General features: G+C 51.8%; 16 protein-coding genes. 5 read left to right on the top strand and 11 right to left on the bottom strand.

Features of this window, described 5'->3' with window-relative positions:
• Positions 1–5: 5 nt before the first annotated feature.
• From CLFS41_RS15110 to CLFS41_RS15080, 7 genes are all read right to left on the bottom strand, one after another.
• Positions 6–980 (bottom strand): hypothetical protein, encoded by a 975-nt coding sequence (locus CLFS41_RS15110; RefSeq protein WP_007861369.1) that lies wholly within the window; start codon positions 978–980, stop codon positions 6–8.
• A 138-nt stretch (positions 981–1,118) separates the two neighbouring features.
• Positions 1,119–1,754, bottom strand: a complete 636-nt coding sequence (locus tag CLFS41_RS15105; protein WP_045092753.1) for a GNAT family N-acetyltransferase — start codon at positions 1,752–1,754, stop codon at positions 1,119–1,121.
• A gap of 54 nt (positions 1,755–1,808) precedes the next feature.
• Positions 1,809–3,824: a M28 family peptidase gene (locus CLFS41_RS15100; RefSeq protein ID WP_045092752.1), complete on the bottom strand. Its 2,016-nt coding sequence runs from the start codon at positions 3,822–3,824 to the stop codon at positions 1,809–1,811.
• Between the two features lie 125 nt (positions 3,825–3,949).
• Entirely contained in the window at positions 3,950–4,321 is a 372-nt protein-coding gene (locus CLFS41_RS15095; protein ID WP_045092900.1) for an ACT domain-containing protein, read from the bottom strand.
• Positions 4,322–4,373: 52 nt separating this feature from the next.
• On the bottom strand, positions 4,374–4,838 hold the full coding sequence (locus CLFS41_RS15090; RefSeq protein WP_007861373.1) for a GNAT family N-acetyltransferase: 465 nt from the start codon (positions 4,836–4,838) through the stop codon (positions 4,374–4,376).
• A gap of 2 nt (positions 4,839–4,840) precedes the next feature.
• Positions 4,841–5,314, bottom strand: a complete 474-nt coding sequence (locus CLFS41_RS15085) for a GyrI-like domain-containing protein (protein ID WP_007861374.1) — start codon at positions 5,312–5,314, stop codon at positions 4,841–4,843.
• A gap of 57 nt (positions 5,315–5,371) precedes the next feature.
• Entirely contained in the window at positions 5,372–5,995 is a 624-nt protein-coding gene (locus tag CLFS41_RS15080; RefSeq protein ID WP_007861381.1) for a helix-turn-helix domain-containing protein, read from the bottom strand.
• Between the two features lie 362 nt (positions 5,996–6,357).
• Here CLFS41_RS15080 and hcp point away from each other — a divergent pair, with 362 nt between their 5' ends.
• The 3 genes from hcp (at position 6,358) to CLFS41_RS29035 (ending at position 9,849) form a co-directional block, all read left to right on the top strand.
• Complete coding sequence (hcp, locus tag CLFS41_RS15075) at positions 6,358–7,995, top strand: hydroxylamine reductase (protein ID WP_045092751.1); 1,638 nt, start codon at positions 6,358–6,360, stop codon at positions 7,993–7,995.
• Positions 7,996–8,320: 325 nt separating this feature from the next.
• Positions 8,321–8,869 carry a DUF6323 family protein gene (locus CLFS41_RS15070; RefSeq protein ID WP_045092750.1) on the top strand — a complete coding sequence of 183 codons (549 nt, stop codon included), beginning with the start codon at positions 8,321–8,323 and terminating at the stop codon, positions 8,867–8,869.
• A gap of 32 nt (positions 8,870–8,901) precedes the next feature.
• Positions 8,902–9,849, top strand: coding sequence for a DUF6179 domain-containing protein (locus tag CLFS41_RS29035; RefSeq protein ID WP_052665762.1), 948 nt, complete (start codon positions 8,902–8,904; stop codon positions 9,847–9,849).
• Between the two features lie 21 nt (positions 9,850–9,870).
• Here the strand turns inward: CLFS41_RS29035 and CLFS41_RS15055 are convergent, their stop codons facing one another.
• The 4 genes from CLFS41_RS15055 to CLFS41_RS15040 form a co-directional block, all read right to left on the bottom strand.
• Positions 9,871–10,743: a Cof-type HAD-IIB family hydrolase gene (locus CLFS41_RS15055; protein WP_045092749.1), complete on the bottom strand. Its 873-nt coding sequence runs from the start codon at positions 10,741–10,743 to the stop codon at positions 9,871–9,873.
• Between the two features lie 63 nt (positions 10,744–10,806).
• On the bottom strand, positions 10,807–11,349 hold the full coding sequence (locus CLFS41_RS15050; RefSeq protein WP_045092748.1) for an N-acetyltransferase: 543 nt from the start codon (positions 11,347–11,349) through the stop codon (positions 10,807–10,809).
• Positions 11,350–11,436: 87 nt separating this feature from the next.
• Positions 11,437–11,955: a permease gene (locus CLFS41_RS15045; protein ID WP_045092747.1), complete on the bottom strand. Its 519-nt coding sequence runs from the start codon at positions 11,953–11,955 to the stop codon at positions 11,437–11,439.
• The gene (locus CLFS41_RS15040; RefSeq protein ID WP_045092746.1) at positions 11,952–12,440 is read right to left on the bottom strand and encodes a hypothetical protein; all 489 of its coding nucleotides are present in this window, start codon (positions 12,438–12,440) and stop codon (positions 11,952–11,954) included. Before CLFS41_RS15040 ends, CLFS41_RS15045 begins: the two co-directional genes overlap by 4 nt.
• 204 nt (positions 12,441–12,644) lie before the next feature.
• Between CLFS41_RS15040 and CLFS41_RS15035 the strand changes: the two genes are divergently transcribed.
• Positions 12,645–13,154, top strand: coding sequence for a PAS domain-containing protein (locus tag CLFS41_RS15035; RefSeq protein ID WP_045092745.1), 510 nt, complete (start codon positions 12,645–12,647; stop codon positions 13,152–13,154).
• A gap of 91 nt (positions 13,155–13,245) precedes the next feature.
• Complete coding sequence (locus CLFS41_RS15030) at positions 13,246–14,712, top strand: GntR family transcriptional regulator (protein WP_045092744.1); 1,467 nt, start codon at positions 13,246–13,248, stop codon at positions 14,710–14,712.
• Positions 14,713–14,720 lie beyond the last annotated feature (8 nt).

Genomic DNA, 14,720 nt, shown 5'->3' with positions numbered 1-14,720 from the left:
TCACACTACTGGGCAATCTTTGCTCCGTCCTCACCGACCCAGTAATTGTCCGCCGTCATACAGTTGGTCAGCATGTCGCCGTTCTCAGAGCAGTAATACTCCTTGCCTTCCCACTGGATCCATCCGGTCTGCATATACCCCTGGGCGTCAAAGAAATACCACTTATCCCCAATCTGCTTCCAGCTGTTTGCCGGATAGGTCCCATCGCCGTTGTCATACCACCATCTTCCGTTCTCCGCGGACTGTACCCACGCACCGCTTCCGCCCGTAGGGTTATCCCTGAACTCAGCCGCCTGATCGCTGCTGATGTAGACGCTTGCGGAGTCCACCCAGTTTCCCTTCTCCCCACCGTCAAACCGGCTGACCGCACGGACCTTCACCGTATAGGAGGTATCCCCCTTTGTCATGCGGTCGCGGCAGTTGCTGGTGTTGGTGTTCACAACAATGGCGGATCCCACTGCCTTGTCGTCCCTGTAAACTCTTACCTCATAGCTTCCGGCCGCGCTGATGGGATCCCATGTGGCGATACCATTGTCGGAAAGCTTCAGGTTCTCCACGTCACGGATGGAGGTGGAGAGGGAGGGAAGCTCTACGTCCATCAAAAGGGTGGAACTGGAATCTTCCCTGCTGGCCTTCAGGAACTGGGCTCCTCCCTTCAATGTGACCTTATCCTTGGGAAGGGACTGGAAATAGTAATCATCATCCGCTGTCAGGGTGATCCTGATCTTGGGCACCGAGTCATCCCGCCATTCAAAGTCATCGTTCAGTATGTCATAACCATCCACGGAAAACCTGCTGTTGCTGGTCTCAATCTCTATCTCTTCCTCACCAAATCCCGTGCCCGGCACAATGTTGGCCTTTATACTCAGTGTGATGGATTTAATGGGCTTACGGCTGGCAGCATATGACGGTATGACCATGGCCGCGGCAAGAACTCCTGCCAGCAGTGCCGGCACCACTTTTTTCTTTATAATACGCATTATATACCTCCTTCTTTCTGTAGTGTACTCTCGGGGACTCCTAGAGTCCACCGTACCCTGTCATATCCTTACTTTATCTGCATTTTCATGTCATGTCAATATAGATTTCCTTAAGATTCCCCTGATGCCTGCCGCGGCTCACCGGACTTCCCGGATAAGGCAGTACTGCTTTAGGGAAAAATGCTTCTGCACCACGCCAAACACCTTGAACCCAAAATGCTCATACAGAGGCACATTGTGCGGATTATGGGTTTCCAGGGAGATCATCAGCTTATGGCTGTCGGCATAACGGATCATCTCGTCCATGAGCATGGCCGCCAGACCATGGTGCTGCATGGTGGGCCTTACGGCCAGGTAAATGATATGGAGACGGTTTTCCTGGTGCAGCTGCGCGGTCCACCTGGAATTCAGGTAATCCTTTCCCAGCACAAAATTCCAAAGGGTCTTAAGGCTTGGGTCTTCCCTGATCAGGTATTCATCCGCCTTCAGGGAGGCCCAGGCCTCGGCCAGATAGTATGTAAGGGGATTGTATGGCTCCGACTCATCTGATACCACCACCAGCGCATTCATCTCAGGGCTGTCGGAATAGATCTCACATGTCTCAAAAAACTCAGTCAGGTCGCATTCAAACAGTTCCGGCATCAGCCGTTCCCTGGTCTCCTGATCCGGTATCAGCTTACAGTACAAAGGGTCATTGGAAAAGCACTGCGTCAGCAGCTCCTCCAATTTTGGAAGATCCTCTTTTCTAACCCGGTATAGCCTCTGGCTTTCCATAATGCATTCAAACCTCTTTTCCTCAGAATTTATTTCCTCTAAATGCGTTTCCTCTTAATTAATATCCCGGATCATTTCCGCACATGATCCCAGCATCTGTGTCAGCCTGCCCGCAGACAAGGTCATGTATTTGATATCATCCTTATAGCACAGCACCTGATTGTCCAGGACCTGTTCCAGCACAGCGCGCTCCCGCTCCACATCAGCCTCCGGGTCTCCAAGCTTCTCCTTTAACCCCCGGACCAGTTCAAACAGGTTCTCGTGATGGACGATCCTGCCCGTTCCCCATTTCAGCCGGTCAGGGGGCTGGTCCAGCACATATTCGGTAAAATACCGGAATACCTCCTCATCAAACAGGAATGCATAGCGGTTGTTGTCAATGTCATATACAGCCTCCAGGGCTCCCCTCACATTTCCGTGATCCAGGCACTCCAGGGCCCGGTATACGGATTTCAGGTTGTTTTCCACGGACTGCTGGGGAAACAGCACATCATCATGCCAGCTCAGGCGCACAAAACAGTCCTGTTCCCTGCGAAACGCATCAAGCAGGCGTTTGTTCAGCTCCCTCCATGCACCTACAGGCCACTCCTGCTCATTCAGCTCCATGATCTTTCGGTACAGCTCTCCAGCCACCCCGGCCCCCTGCTTCAGCGCCTCAAGGAGGGGCCCCGCATCCGTGCCTGTCCTGGCGCATATGGTTTGGTCCACGCTGTCCCTAACTGCCCAAAACAGCCGTTTAAAGTCAAGGGGCACCACCGTGGTCATATCCAGGGCCAGCACCAGGCTGCCGTAAAGTTCATGGTGAAACCGGTACACGGGTTCCTGGTAAAAATTCTCATTATCATACTGTGAATGGTAATGGGTCTCCATAAATTCCCCTGCGCTGAAGTCATTGACCATGGAGGGGATCCCCCCAATTGCCATGGAAAAATCATCGGACCAGGTCTGGATGGGACAAAGGACTTCCACTCCTTCCGGGTAGGCGCTCCGGTCCACCTCTATCCCTTGAAGAAAATTTTCCATGAAATCCCCGTATTCATAGGTGCAGCGCACCCCGTCCTTTGCTCCGTGGGCATGGGCTGGCAGCTCAAAATTCAGGTTGGCCGTCACCTGCCCCTGCCACTGGGGGCGGGCGGTAAACACCTGCTCATAGGCGCCCGTGGACCAGTCGTACTTGGAGTTTGACACGCCCCACTCCTCCGCTGCCATGGCGCAGAATACCAGGGTCTTCCTGGGCTTGTACCCAATCTGCTTCAAGCTCCGGGCAATTCCCAGCATCATGGCCACCGCCGCATTGTCATCCTGAAATCCGCTGAAATAGGAATCATAGTGGGCGGTGAGCAGTATCTTTTCGTCCGGCTCTGTCCCGGGTATGCATCCCAGGATATTATAATCCTCCTGGTCCAGCTTTACCGTTGATCTGGCATCAAAGAGCACCTTTGCCTCCCGGTCCTCCATGGATCCTTTTATGATATCGGCATCAGCCCGGGATATGGAAAATGCGGCAGCCTCCCTGGGTCCGGCAATATCCTGGGCATTCAGGGCCGTATCATGTATCTCCCCATATCCCTGCTCCTGAACCGCGATCAGGGCCGCGGCCCCCTTCAGGTAAGCCTGATACACGGGAAAATTGATCCACCACTCCTCCCTCTGGTTAATGTCGATCAGCACCAGCTTACCTTTTACATCCACGCCTTCATAGGACCGGGCCGTTCCCTTTTCCAGATAAATGATGGTAAATTCCTGAAATCCCTCGGTGCAAAACTGGGTCTGGTAAGCCCCCAGCTGAAATCGGTGCTCCCGGCCGTTCCTGTCCGTAAAGCGCATCACAGCACGTTCAAATTCCCAGCTGTCCACCTGGATCTTATCCCTGCAGACACCGGAGAGCCCCAGGGCTTCCATCTCCCTGTACAGCATTTCCCCCGTCTCCCGCTCCGCACCGGAACCCGCCGTGCGGTACCCCAGCACGGGGTTGGTCTTGTATTCTTCCATCCTTCTGGCCAATCCATAGGAATACCCCGTATCCACAGCCTGTTTTAACGCCTGTTCCCATTCCTCCAGCTTGTTCATGATCATCACCTCGATACCTGAAGGGCGCAGAAAATATGTGCTATTTTCTGCGCCCCTCCAAATCCAATTCCTGTTTTAGTTTACGCCTGCAAACAGGATTGGTCAAGTGTTTTGTCATCTTCTTTTTATGAGTCTTTTATCACATATCCCCTGGCGCCAAGAGCCTTGAGCGCCCTGTCAAAATCAGCCTCCCTGGTCAGGACATAATCCGTATTATAGGTGGACACCACAAAGATGCCGATCTTCTCCTCCGCCAGAATGGAGGATATCTTTGCCAGGATCCCGATCAATGAAAAATCCAGCACGCCCTGGATCCTGAACGCCTTCCAGCCGTCCTCTCTGGAAACGGCATTGCCCGGCACGCGGCAGGTCCTGCACACAAGGGACAGTTCCTCATCTGTTTTGCCGATAAAATAATACTCCTCCGTCAGATCCACCTGTGTAAGGTCACCGAGCCTGCACACGGAAAAATCTTCCCGGATCACCTTAAGCTCCAACATACTGCTGCTCCTTTCGCAGACATTTCCTATTCCCACTGATTCCAGTCTTTTAAAAAGGAAGTGCCATCTCGTCATTCATTTTTACAAATCCATATTTCTCATACAGGGGCCTGCCCATCTCCGTTGCTTCCAGGGAAATGAACCCAATCCCAGCCTGCCTTGCCTCTTTCACTAAAAGATCCAGCATATGGAGCGCGATTCCCTTTCTGCGGTATTCCGGATGGGTGTACATGTTCATGATATAAGCCTTCCACCCAGTAGGATTATGATACGTGGGCATGACCCGGTAAAAGCTCACGCCTCCCGCCCCCACAAACCGGTCTTTGTCAAATACCAGATAGGCGCAATGGGTCCTATCCCCAAGGGACTTTGCGTAGTATTCATAAGATTCCCTGCGCACCCAGGACATATCCACATCATCATCCAGCCGGTTGGCCGCCCTTAACACCTGGATCCTGGTATCTGCCAGCAGATCCAGGTCCTCTTTGCCAGCCCTTTGATACAACAGTCCCATCCTTACTCCTTCTCCTTTTTTCTCACTGCAAACATAATATCAATGGAGGGATGGCTGTCCTTACTCTTTTGGGTGTGGTATTCGTACTCCAGGTTCAATGCTTCATAAGGACTTCCCGGCAGCCATTTGGTATAAAAATACCGCTTAGCTTCCCCGATGGCCATTCCCCACCATCTGCCGAATCTGGGGCTTACGGTGATCCGGGCATAAGGCCCCTGGGGCAGGATGAGACGTTCCAGGTTTTCATGCTCCAGCGTGCTTCCCACCAGCAATTCAAACTCCCTGCTCTGTTTGTCGTAATTCCTTGACAGGACAAAATAGGGAAGGATTTCTCCGTCCCGGCGTCCCACTGCCTCATGATATTCCTTTGACATAAAATCTATATCACTGGAAACCGTCTTGTCATTTGACCCTTTCCACAGACCATAAAGGGTCATCTCCTCCAGTTCCATGATATCAACTGATAATCTTCCCATGCAATCCTTATCCTCATTTCTCAATCCTTACCCTCAGCGGACAAGGGTATGGATCCATTATAACTGATTATCCCGCTGATTCCTAGCCCCAGAATGTGTCCGGTCATTCACCCACAGCCCATGGCGGCTGCATCCAAAATAGAGTTTCCCTCCCCTTATCCTTGGAATGCGCACCTCGCCGCCCTGTTCCGGATACAGTTTTACAAACAGCATTCTGTCATATGTCACATGGCAGATAAAATTCAGATAATGCTCCTTTGTCATTTCATGGGAAAATGTAATGTAAGATTCATCTTCCACTGTTTCCACTTTCAGAAAATGCTGCCCGTCCTCAGGCTTTGCACTCAGCGCCGGCAGTTTGCGCCCGCAGCATGAAATTTCCCCCTCGCCTGTGGAAGTCATCACAGCATTGCAGCTGGGGCAGACATAAAACTTTACTTTTTTCATATTTCCTCCGTCTGTTGTGTTGGGCTCTAAATCGCCCAGCAGTATCTGTTCAATATTTACATTCAGAATCCCTGACAGCTGGTTTAACAGGGATACATCCGGGCACCCCAGTCCCCTCTCCCATTTTGAGATCGTCTTGTCACTGATGTTCATGGCATCAGCCAGCTGCTTCTGAGTCCATTTCTTTTCTTTCCTCAGACCCGCAATCAGCCCCCCTACCTTGGCGCAATCCATCATGCCCACCTCCGTTTACTATAATATTGGCAACAATTCAGGATAGCGGGAAAATGGGGCAAAAGCGGGTGATAAACTTGCTTATAAGTCCGTTTTTGCATCCATTTCCACATCGGATGTCCTGAACCGTTGCATATGTTGGAACATTTATTTCCAAACCCTCTATGGAACAATTCCCAAGCCCTCTATAGAATACCCCCATACGCGCCGGATTACAATCAACGCTCCGTAGAGTCAGCGCTGGACAACCGAAAAATATTTTTGCATTGTGTTGTTTCAACAACATACATGTTGTTTTGATTATATTATACTAAAGCCAACACAATAAAAACCTTGGGAAATCAAAAGGAGGATCCATCATTATGGAAAACAAAATGTTCTGTTACCAATGTCAGGAAACCGCAGGATGCACCGGATGTACCCGGGTGGGGGTCTGCGGCAAGAAGCCGGATGTGGCCGCCATGCAGGATTTGCTGGTCTATGTGACCAAGGGCCTGTCCGCTGTCACCACCGCGCTGAGAAAGGAAGGCGCTGAGGTCCGTCCTGAGATCAACCACCTGATCACATTAAACCTGTTTACCACCATTACCAATGCCAATTTTGACAAAGAGGCCATTGTCAGCCGTATCCGCGCAACCCTGGATACCAAGAAGGAACTGCTTTTACTGGTAAAAGACATGGATCAGCTTCCCGATGCAGCCCTCTGGTCAGGGGACGATTCTGCATTTGAGCCAAAGGCAGCCACGGTGGGCGTGCTCTCCACGGAAAATGAAGACATCCGCTCTCTGCGGGAACTCATCACCTACGGGCTTAAGGGACTGTCCGCCTACTCCAAACACGCCAATGTCCTTTTAGAGGAGGATGTCCAGGTGGATGCGTTCCTGCAGCGCGCCCTGGCCTCAACGCTGGATGACACCCTTACCGCTGATGACTTGGTAGCCCTGACTCTGGAGACCGGCCGGTACGGCGTGTCCGGCATGGCCCTGCTGGACAAGGCAAATACACAGGCCTTTGGAAATCCTGAGATCACCAAAGTCAATATCGGTGTGGGAACACGCCCCGGAATCCTGGTTTCCGGCCATGACCTGCGGGACCTGGAAATGCTTCTTGAGCAGACACAGGGAACCGGCGTGGATGTATATACCCATTCGGAAATGCTGCCCGCCCACTACTATCCGGCTTTTAAGAAATATCCCAACTTTGTGGGCAACTATGGCAATGCCTGGTGGAAACAGAAGGAGGAATTTGAGTCCTTTAACGGCCCCATCCTTATGACCACCAACTGCATCGTCCCCCCAAAGGACAGCTATAAGGACCGCCTTTACACCACCGGTGCGGCCGGATTCCCGGGCTGCAGGCACATTCCCGGCTCCATTGGGGAGGAAAAGGACTTTTCTGAGATCATCCGGCACGCAAAGCAGTGCGCGGCTCCCGCAGAGATTGAGACAGGCGAGATCATCGGCGGCTTTGCCCATAACCAGGTGCTGGCCCTGGCCGACCAGGTTGTGGCAGCTGTAAAATCAGGCGCCATTAAAAAATTCGTGGTCATGGCAGGATGTGATGGCCGGGCAGGAAGCCGCAGCTATTACACAGACTTTGCAAAGGCCCTGCCAAAGGACACGGTTATCCTCACCGCAGGCTGCGCCAAGTATAAATACAACAAACTGGATCTGGGCGACATTGGGGGAATCCCCCGCGTGCTGGACGCCGGACAGTGCAACGACTCCTATTCCCTGGCAGTGATCGCCCTTAAATTAAAGGAAGTATTCGGCCTGGAGGATATCAACGACCTGCCCATTATCTATAACATTGCATGGTATGAGCAAAAAGCTGTCATCGTACTCCTTGCCCTGTTATACCTGGGAGTTAAGAACATCCATTTAGGCCCCACACTGCCTGCTTTCTTAAGCCCCAATGTGGCTAAGGTGCTGGTGGATAACTTCGGCATCTCAGGCATCGGCACCGTGGATGAGGATATGAAGCTGTTCTTTGGGAAATAAATTCCTTATGCCCCACAAACTGATCCATCCATAAGAAAAGGGCGCTGCACTCAAATTCAGTTGATCCCACCCCATATCCCGTCTCCCGTTCCGGCGTCAGGACATGAAAATACCGGCGTCATCAACGCCGGTATGGGATTTCTTAAAATTGTTGCTATCTGCTGGTATGCCTGCAGATCATCTCTGATAACGCCCTGCTTGTGCTTGGCGCCATGTTTTTTCTATTTTCCACACCATTATAATACCACAAAAACGGCCTAAATACAAGACTTGTAATGGTCTCCCACCCGCCGTATAATGGGTGTCCACAAGAAGGAGGACACATATGGAAGAAGAAAAAGATTTCTATGAAATGCTGTGGCAGGGAAAGCAGTCCCAGGAGCTGGCAAGGCTGGCAGCATGCAACGAGGACACGGCCCGCTTTGGACTGTCCCTGTCCCAGGAAGAAGCCCTGGAGCTGGCAGCGTGCAGGAATGAAAGCCTGAGGAAGTGGAGACGCGTGGAATTTGGAAAAGGGATCCTGGAAACCCTCATATGGACATTCTGTGACTCCCCCTATCTGGAACAGGACAACTATATGGAAATGCTGGCCCGGCTCCAGGATATTTTCTATGAGTTCAAGGACAGCACCGCTGACCGCGTAACAGACCGGGAGCTTTTGAATTTTATGAGGGAGCAGTTTGACGAAGTATGCTTCGGAGACGCAGACTATCTGGAAGATACCTGCCTGGACCGTTTTGCAGCAGGTGTACGGGCCGGATATTCCGGATACCAGCAAAGCGAGGGCCGCGGAGTATACGAACAGTTCAGCGGCGAAGCCAGGTGGGATAAAGGCTTGTATCTCCAGGCCCTAAAAGACCTGTGCTGGCGTTAATCCCCCATTCCCGGCTATGAAGGAGGTTATCAATGGAATATCACATCGAACGTCTGCTGCCCATTGTGGCAGAACTGTCAGTCCGCTACACGTCCGGGGAGAGCTGCTCTGTCTCCTACGAGGCAGCCCAGGCCCTGATGGAGGCTGTTATTTACTGTATCCGTGAGTGCGTAACAGATACAGAACACGGAATCAGCGCCGGGCGCATGCCCCATGAGAGGGAGCTCTATGACCGGGGTGCACATCTCGTGATCCAAAAGACCCTGCAGGCCAAGGAAATCTATGAATCCATCCTTCCATGTTTTCATGATTACGGCTGCGCGAACTACAGGGATACCATATTAAAGGGAATGCCTGAATTCTTTGTCCGGTATGATCCCGTCTTTTTCCCGGGAAACCATTTGCTGACACTGGATTATCCGCTGCTTAACAAAACTGCCTGTCTGGATGGTTCCGCCTGCCAGGACCCGCTTCCCCAGCAAAATGGCCCCAGACCCCTAAGCCCCCTAAGAGGCATTGATCTGATTTTTAAATACCTGAAATCCATTGCCATGGAGGTGCATTTCCTGAACCGCTTCCATCCTGACACCATATGCAGGCTAATGGAACGGGTATCGCCGGATTACAGGGAGCTTTACCTTGACAATCTGTGTGAGCCGGTCCTTCTCTGTACGGTGAGCCGCCTGCTGGCAGCGGAGGCAGCCGGGTCGGATTTTTCCGCCCTAAGGGCTTTGGATATACCTCTGCTGACCGTTGAAGAATGCAACCTGCTGCGGACCCGCTTCCTATCTTCTTGCGTGGAAGAGATCTGCACATGCATAAAACCCGCGATCCGCGCAGCAGTCAGCCGGATTCCGGGAGCCGGTCCATATTTTGAACAGGCTGCTTCCGATTATGCTGTGCGGATACGCTTTGGAATTGATTCCGACTGTCTGGAAACAGTGCTCTACGCTTCAAACCAGACCCAATCATTTTCCTAACCCATTTTCCGATTCATTTCCCTAATCCGTTTCTCCAAACACATACGTTCTGATCGCCCAGGCCACCCCATCCTCCTCATTGGAGAGGGTGCGGTACCGGGCCGCTTCCAGGATGCACGGCATGGAGTTGGACATGGCAACGGTCCAGCCAAAGTCCTGGGTAAACATGGACAGGTCGTTGTCGCTGTCCCCCAGGACCATCACGTCCTCCAGCGGGATCTGCTTTCGCCCGGCATAATACTTAAGGGCCAGTCCCTTTTGGGCATTCTTTCCAGTGACCTCGATATTGGTGGGAAAGGAGGAGGCCACTGCCAGCTCCGCATAGGCCTGGAATTCATCTTTTATCTCCATCACGGTTTCCTCCGCCAGGTCATCGGCACATATTTTATAGACCGACACCTGGGAAGGGATCTCCGAGGAATGCCTGATAAAGGTGATGGAGTCCATCCGCTCCTCAACCCGTTCCCGAAGCAAAGGCGGCAGCCGGCCGGGATCCGCTATGCCGCCGTTCCAATGCCTGCACAGTTCGTCCAGCACCGCCTCCCTTTTTGAAGTGCTGTACCATCCGCCGGACGTCATGAATTTCATGGTTGCCCCCCGGCTTAGAAGCACTGCCTCGGCATCGGCCACATCCTGCCGCGCCATGGGTATTTCCAGCAGCCGTTTTCCTTCCCTGTCATAGACGGCAGCGCCGCTGAGGCAGATAAACCCACACTTGATCCCCTTGCTTTCCAGCAAGGCTTTGGCTCCGCCATAATCGCGGCCGCTGCATATTATAAACTCCACTCCATACTCATCCAGAGCCTGAATGGCCCAGATATTGGCCTCTGAAACATCAGAATGCCGATCCAGGAGCGTGCCATCCATATCGGACGCAATTAAACGTATTCCCACAAAGTTCCTCCTTCATCATCCCTGCCCCATATGTATTGGGGTGTTTTCTTTCTGTCCAGCTGCCTATAACAGCTTTTGATACAGTTCAAACCGATCCAGACCGTATTTGCCGTATCCCAGATCCACTGTATCAATATACTGAAAGCCATACTTTCTGTACAGCCTGATCGCCGGCAGATTCTTTTCATATACATCCAGGCGTACGGCCTTTGCCCCCTCGGCTTCTGCGTGGCTTATGATAAAATCCATCAGCTGCATTCCCACCCCTTTGTTCAGATAATCCGGGTGGACCGCTAGGGTGTACACCACCAATATGTCCCGGTAATCCAGGTCCGTATGCCAGTCCGCCTTCTCATATCCCGGCTCAGGCTCACGGCGCAGGATCACAGTCCCCGCAATAGGCCCCGGTTCCCGGTTCCCGCACTCCCTGGCCACATACAGGCACCCTTCCCCGATCCCGCTCTCAGCAGTATCCCGGGCCGGATAGATACCGCTGATCCATCCGGGATAATTAATATGTTTTCCCAAATGCTCATGTAACCTGCCATACAGCTGTTCCAGCTCGTCCGTATCAGCCGCTGTTCCCTTTTCGATCACCGTTGTCATATGCTGCTCCTCCGTTTACCCCAATGGGAAATTCACCTTTCCCCTCTCTTCATTATAAACAGTTTTTTACTTTGGCACAATCGTATTTTAGGATTGGTTCCTTCTGTACATCTCCTCCCTTTCCGTTTGTGTCAGCGCCCTCTCCACCAGGGCCGCTATGGCAAACACCGCCAGAAGATTCATTAAAAAGCGGCAAAGGGAAAACGCAGCTCCCAGGGAAGATATCTCAAACAGCAAAAGAGGGATCCGTACGCTTGCGCTGGAACACAGGAAAATGAGTACATTGGATATCCTGCCCCCCTTTTTCAGGAGCATGCCGGCAATGGGCAGCAGTGCGTAAATAGGCACCGCAGTTACAATCCCAATCAGCAGTGAGATGGCCATACCCCTAAGCCCGGAATCCGTTCCCATGATCTGCATCATTTTTTCTTTCTCCACCCACACGTCCATCAGGCCTACGCACAGAAAAACAGGGATCAGATTCCACAGAAACTGAACCGTCCCCTTTCCCGTATACACAAGCACATCCTTGGCTCCATCCGGCCGGATCACAATCAATGCAGCGATCAGGGCCGCTGCCAGCCCCCATATCCTCTTGTTCTTCATGCCAGGATCACCCCCAATGCCCAGGATGTGATAAATGCGGACACAAAGAAAAAAAGGTTGCGCAAAATAGAAGCCTTCACTCCCAGATACCGTATCTCCAGTGGAAGCGTGGCAATTCCCACCGTGGTGAGCGTGGAGATAAACACTGCCATCTGGGGAATACCAGCCCCGCTTTCAAGGAGCCGGGAGACCATAGGAAACACTGCCAGCACCGGTACCAGGGCAACTGCTCCGGTCAAGGCTGACAGGACCATTCCCCTGAAACCGGACCCGGTTCCGATCACGTCCCGGATCATCCCCGGTGTCACGGCTGTAAATAGAATGCCTGTGATCAAAAGGATGGTGAGAAAATGGGGCAGCACTCCCATAAACATGCGAAACCCCTTTTTTACTGCCTGATTTGTCTTTTCCCGGTCCTTACGGAAGGATACGGCCAGACAGGCTGCGGCCGCTCCATATAAAAGCCCTGTAAATGTCAGATTCATTGATCTACCTCCTGTTATTTCCTGTTTTGCCCATTATAATTTAAAACCATTAAAAAGTACGTTGCACAGGCAACCAAAGAGGCAAATCACCCTATTGCTTTTATTCCGTTTATTAGATATAATATGATCAAGGTAGATTTTCATATTGTTTGCTAAAGGGATCTATCCATTATTTTTACACCGACAAAGGAGAACAATTCAAATATGGTACTTCAGAATAATACATCGATTAACAGTGATCCCAGCAGGTCTGCTGCAGCTCCCACCAACAAATCCAACAAAATAATGGCCGGTACGGACAGCAGTATCATCAAGTGCATATTGGATGAAGATCTGACCATTCTGGTGGCAAACGCGTCCTTTTATAAGGAGATCGGCTATACCAAGGAGGATTTTCTTTCCAATTTTATGGGTCTGCGCCAGTATTTAAGCCAACACACCAAGGAATTTGACAAATTAAGGCTTGCGCTGACAGAGGCCGCGGCCAATGGAAGCAAGCATCTTGTCACAGCCTGCCTTCTGCCAGCAAAGGATGGAAGACTTTTATGGTTCCGTCTGAACATTATGTTAACCGGCGCCACAGCCAACAGCCGTCCCATGTTCTCCGCATCCCTGTCCGACATCACCGAACAGACGGATGCAGCCGAACCAAGGATGCAGTACCTCCACTGGATGATGGATGAGTATTCACGGGCTGTATGCTCCGCCTATTGACACCGGGCATCTTCCCTGTCTCCTGCTAAAGCATGGATTTCTTACCATGTTTTTTCAGCAACTATAAATACTAATGAAAGGAAGACGTCCCATGTCCAATTCCAACAGCAGGGAACGGACCATTTATCGGAGCCTGGCAGGAAAAATACAGCTGGGCTTTTATGATAATGAAACCCGCTTTCCCTCTGCCAAGGAAATCGCCAGCCAGTATCAGGTATCCTACTGTCCTGCCCAAAGGGCCCTTAAGATGCTTGAACAGGGTGGCCTTATTAAGCTTTGCCGCGGAAAATCCACTGCGATCCTTGACAAACCATACAGGGATTACCTGGAAAGCCCTGTTTTCAAACAACGTGCCCATTCCCTCTTAGATGTGATACGGACCCTGAATTTAATCCTGCCGGACCTCTGTTTATACGGCATGATCCACGGTGACAGCCGCCACCTGTCCGTACAGCCGGGTGACAGAAAGGCTCTCAGCATCCCCGGCAGATATCTCTACCAGCAGTTTGAAAATTCCTTTCTGGCCCTTGGAAGCCGGACCGTCCTCAGTCTCTATTATGACATCAGCTCATTTGCCGAAAGCGCCCTGCTGGATATCCTTTACTCCAAGCTGGGAAGTTCCAAAGCAGATGACCTGATGACGGATGTATCAGCGGAATACGATTACTGCGTCCGGAACAGCAGAACGCTTCCCCCTGTCCGGATCAGGCAGCGCCTGGAGCATTTAAGCGGCATCTTTTATGGAATCATAGAATCTTACCTGCTGGAAGTCCCCGGTATCACGGCACCGGGTCAGAGGGAGGTCTTTTCCTGGGCGCCCCGCAAGGGACGCACACGGTACTGCGATACCCTGGCGATCAACATTGTATGTAAAATCAATCAGGGTGTTTATCCTGTTGGAACGCTTTTGCCAAGCGGGTCAGCGCTGGCAGATATCTACCATGTATCTGAGATCACCATGCGCAGGACCATCCATCTGCTGAACCAGCTGGGAGTGGTCAAGACCTTGAACGGAATCGGCACGCAGGTCATTTCCGCCAGCGGGCCTGAGCTCCTCTATAAGATCAGGGAACTGATGATGGAAGATCATCTCAGGGGTTTTCTGGAAGCCCTTCAACTGCTGGCAGTGACCTGCGAGCCTGTTATCATGCATTCATTTCCCTATTTTTCACAGGAGGCTGTGGACAGCATTGCTATGGCCGCCTCTGTACCGGATACAAAGGAGTCCACTACAGCTGTGCTCAACGCCGTGATGCAGGCAGTGATCCGTTTCTGTCCCCTTATGACCATACGGGACATCTACCGCAAGATCACACTGTTTTTGTCAGAGGGAAATGTCCTGCGCCCGGAAGTAACAGGTCCCGGGCCGGTCAGCGGATGGAAGATGATCTCCCACAGGATACAGGAAAGCTGTGCTGCAAAAGACAGCGCATTGCTGGCAGGGACATTCCGGCTTTTGTCTGAGAGAGCCTTTCTGTCAACCAAACAGGCACTTCTTGAATTAGGGATCAGCCAGGCAGAGGAGGTGGCCGGTGAGACTTTCCTGATTTCCGGTTAAGATCCGAA

The organism is Clostridium sp. FS41 (assembly GCF_000954015.1).
Lineage (GTDB): Bacteria > Bacillota > Clostridia > Lachnospirales > Lachnospiraceae > Enterocloster > Enterocloster citroniae.
The sequence above is the reverse complement of the archived record's forward strand: the minus strand, read 5'-3'. Positions and strand labels throughout refer to the sequence as shown.

What these genes read in the sequence shown, in the direction of transcription:
- CLFS41_RS15110 (WP_007861369.1), bottom strand. Translation starts at nt 980, where the DNA reads ATGCGTATTATAAAGAAAAAAGTGGTGCCGGCACTGCTGGCAGGAGTT.
- CLFS41_RS15105 (WP_045092753.1), bottom strand. Translation starts at nt 1,754, where the DNA reads ATGGAAAGCCAGAGGCTATACCGGGTTAGAAAAGAGGATCTTCCAAAA.
- CLFS41_RS15100 (WP_045092752.1), bottom strand. Translation starts at nt 3,824, where the DNA reads ATGAACAAGCTGGAGGAATGGGAACAGGCGTTAAAACAGGCTGTGGAT.
- CLFS41_RS15090 (WP_007861373.1), bottom strand. Translation starts at nt 4,838, where the DNA reads ATGGGACTGTTGTATCAAAGGGCTGGCAAAGAGGACCTGGATCTGCTG.
- CLFS41_RS15085 (WP_007861374.1), bottom strand. Translation starts at nt 5,314, where the DNA reads ATGGGAAGATTATCAGTTGATATCATGGAACTGGAGGAGATGACCCTT.
- CLFS41_RS15080 (WP_007861381.1), bottom strand. Translation starts at nt 5,995, where the DNA reads ATGGATTGCGCCAAGGTAGGGGGGCTGATTGCGGGTCTGAGGAAAGAA.
- hcp (WP_045092751.1), top strand. Translation starts at nt 6,358, where the DNA reads ATGGAAAACAAAATGTTCTGTTACCAATGTCAGGAAACCGCAGGATGC.
- CLFS41_RS15070 (WP_045092750.1), top strand. Translation starts at nt 8,321, where the DNA reads ATGGAAGAAGAAAAAGATTTCTATGAAATGCTGTGGCAGGGAAAGCAG.
- CLFS41_RS29035 (WP_052665762.1), top strand. Translation starts at nt 8,902, where the DNA reads ATGGAATATCACATCGAACGTCTGCTGCCCATTGTGGCAGAACTGTCA.
- CLFS41_RS15050 (WP_045092748.1), bottom strand. Translation starts at nt 11,349, where the DNA reads ATGACAACGGTGATCGAAAAGGGAACAGCGGCTGATACGGACGAGCTG.
- CLFS41_RS15045 (WP_045092747.1), bottom strand. Translation starts at nt 11,955, where the DNA reads ATGAAGAACAAGAGGATATGGGGGCTGGCAGCGGCCCTGATCGCTGCA.
- CLFS41_RS15040 (WP_045092746.1), bottom strand. Translation starts at nt 12,440, where the DNA reads ATGAATCTGACATTTACAGGGCTTTTATATGGAGCGGCCGCAGCCTGT.
- CLFS41_RS15035 (WP_045092745.1), top strand. Translation starts at nt 12,645, where the DNA reads ATGGTACTTCAGAATAATACATCGATTAACAGTGATCCCAGCAGGTCT.
- CLFS41_RS15030 (WP_045092744.1), top strand. Translation starts at nt 13,246, where the DNA reads ATGTCCAATTCCAACAGCAGGGAACGGACCATTTATCGGAGCCTGGCA.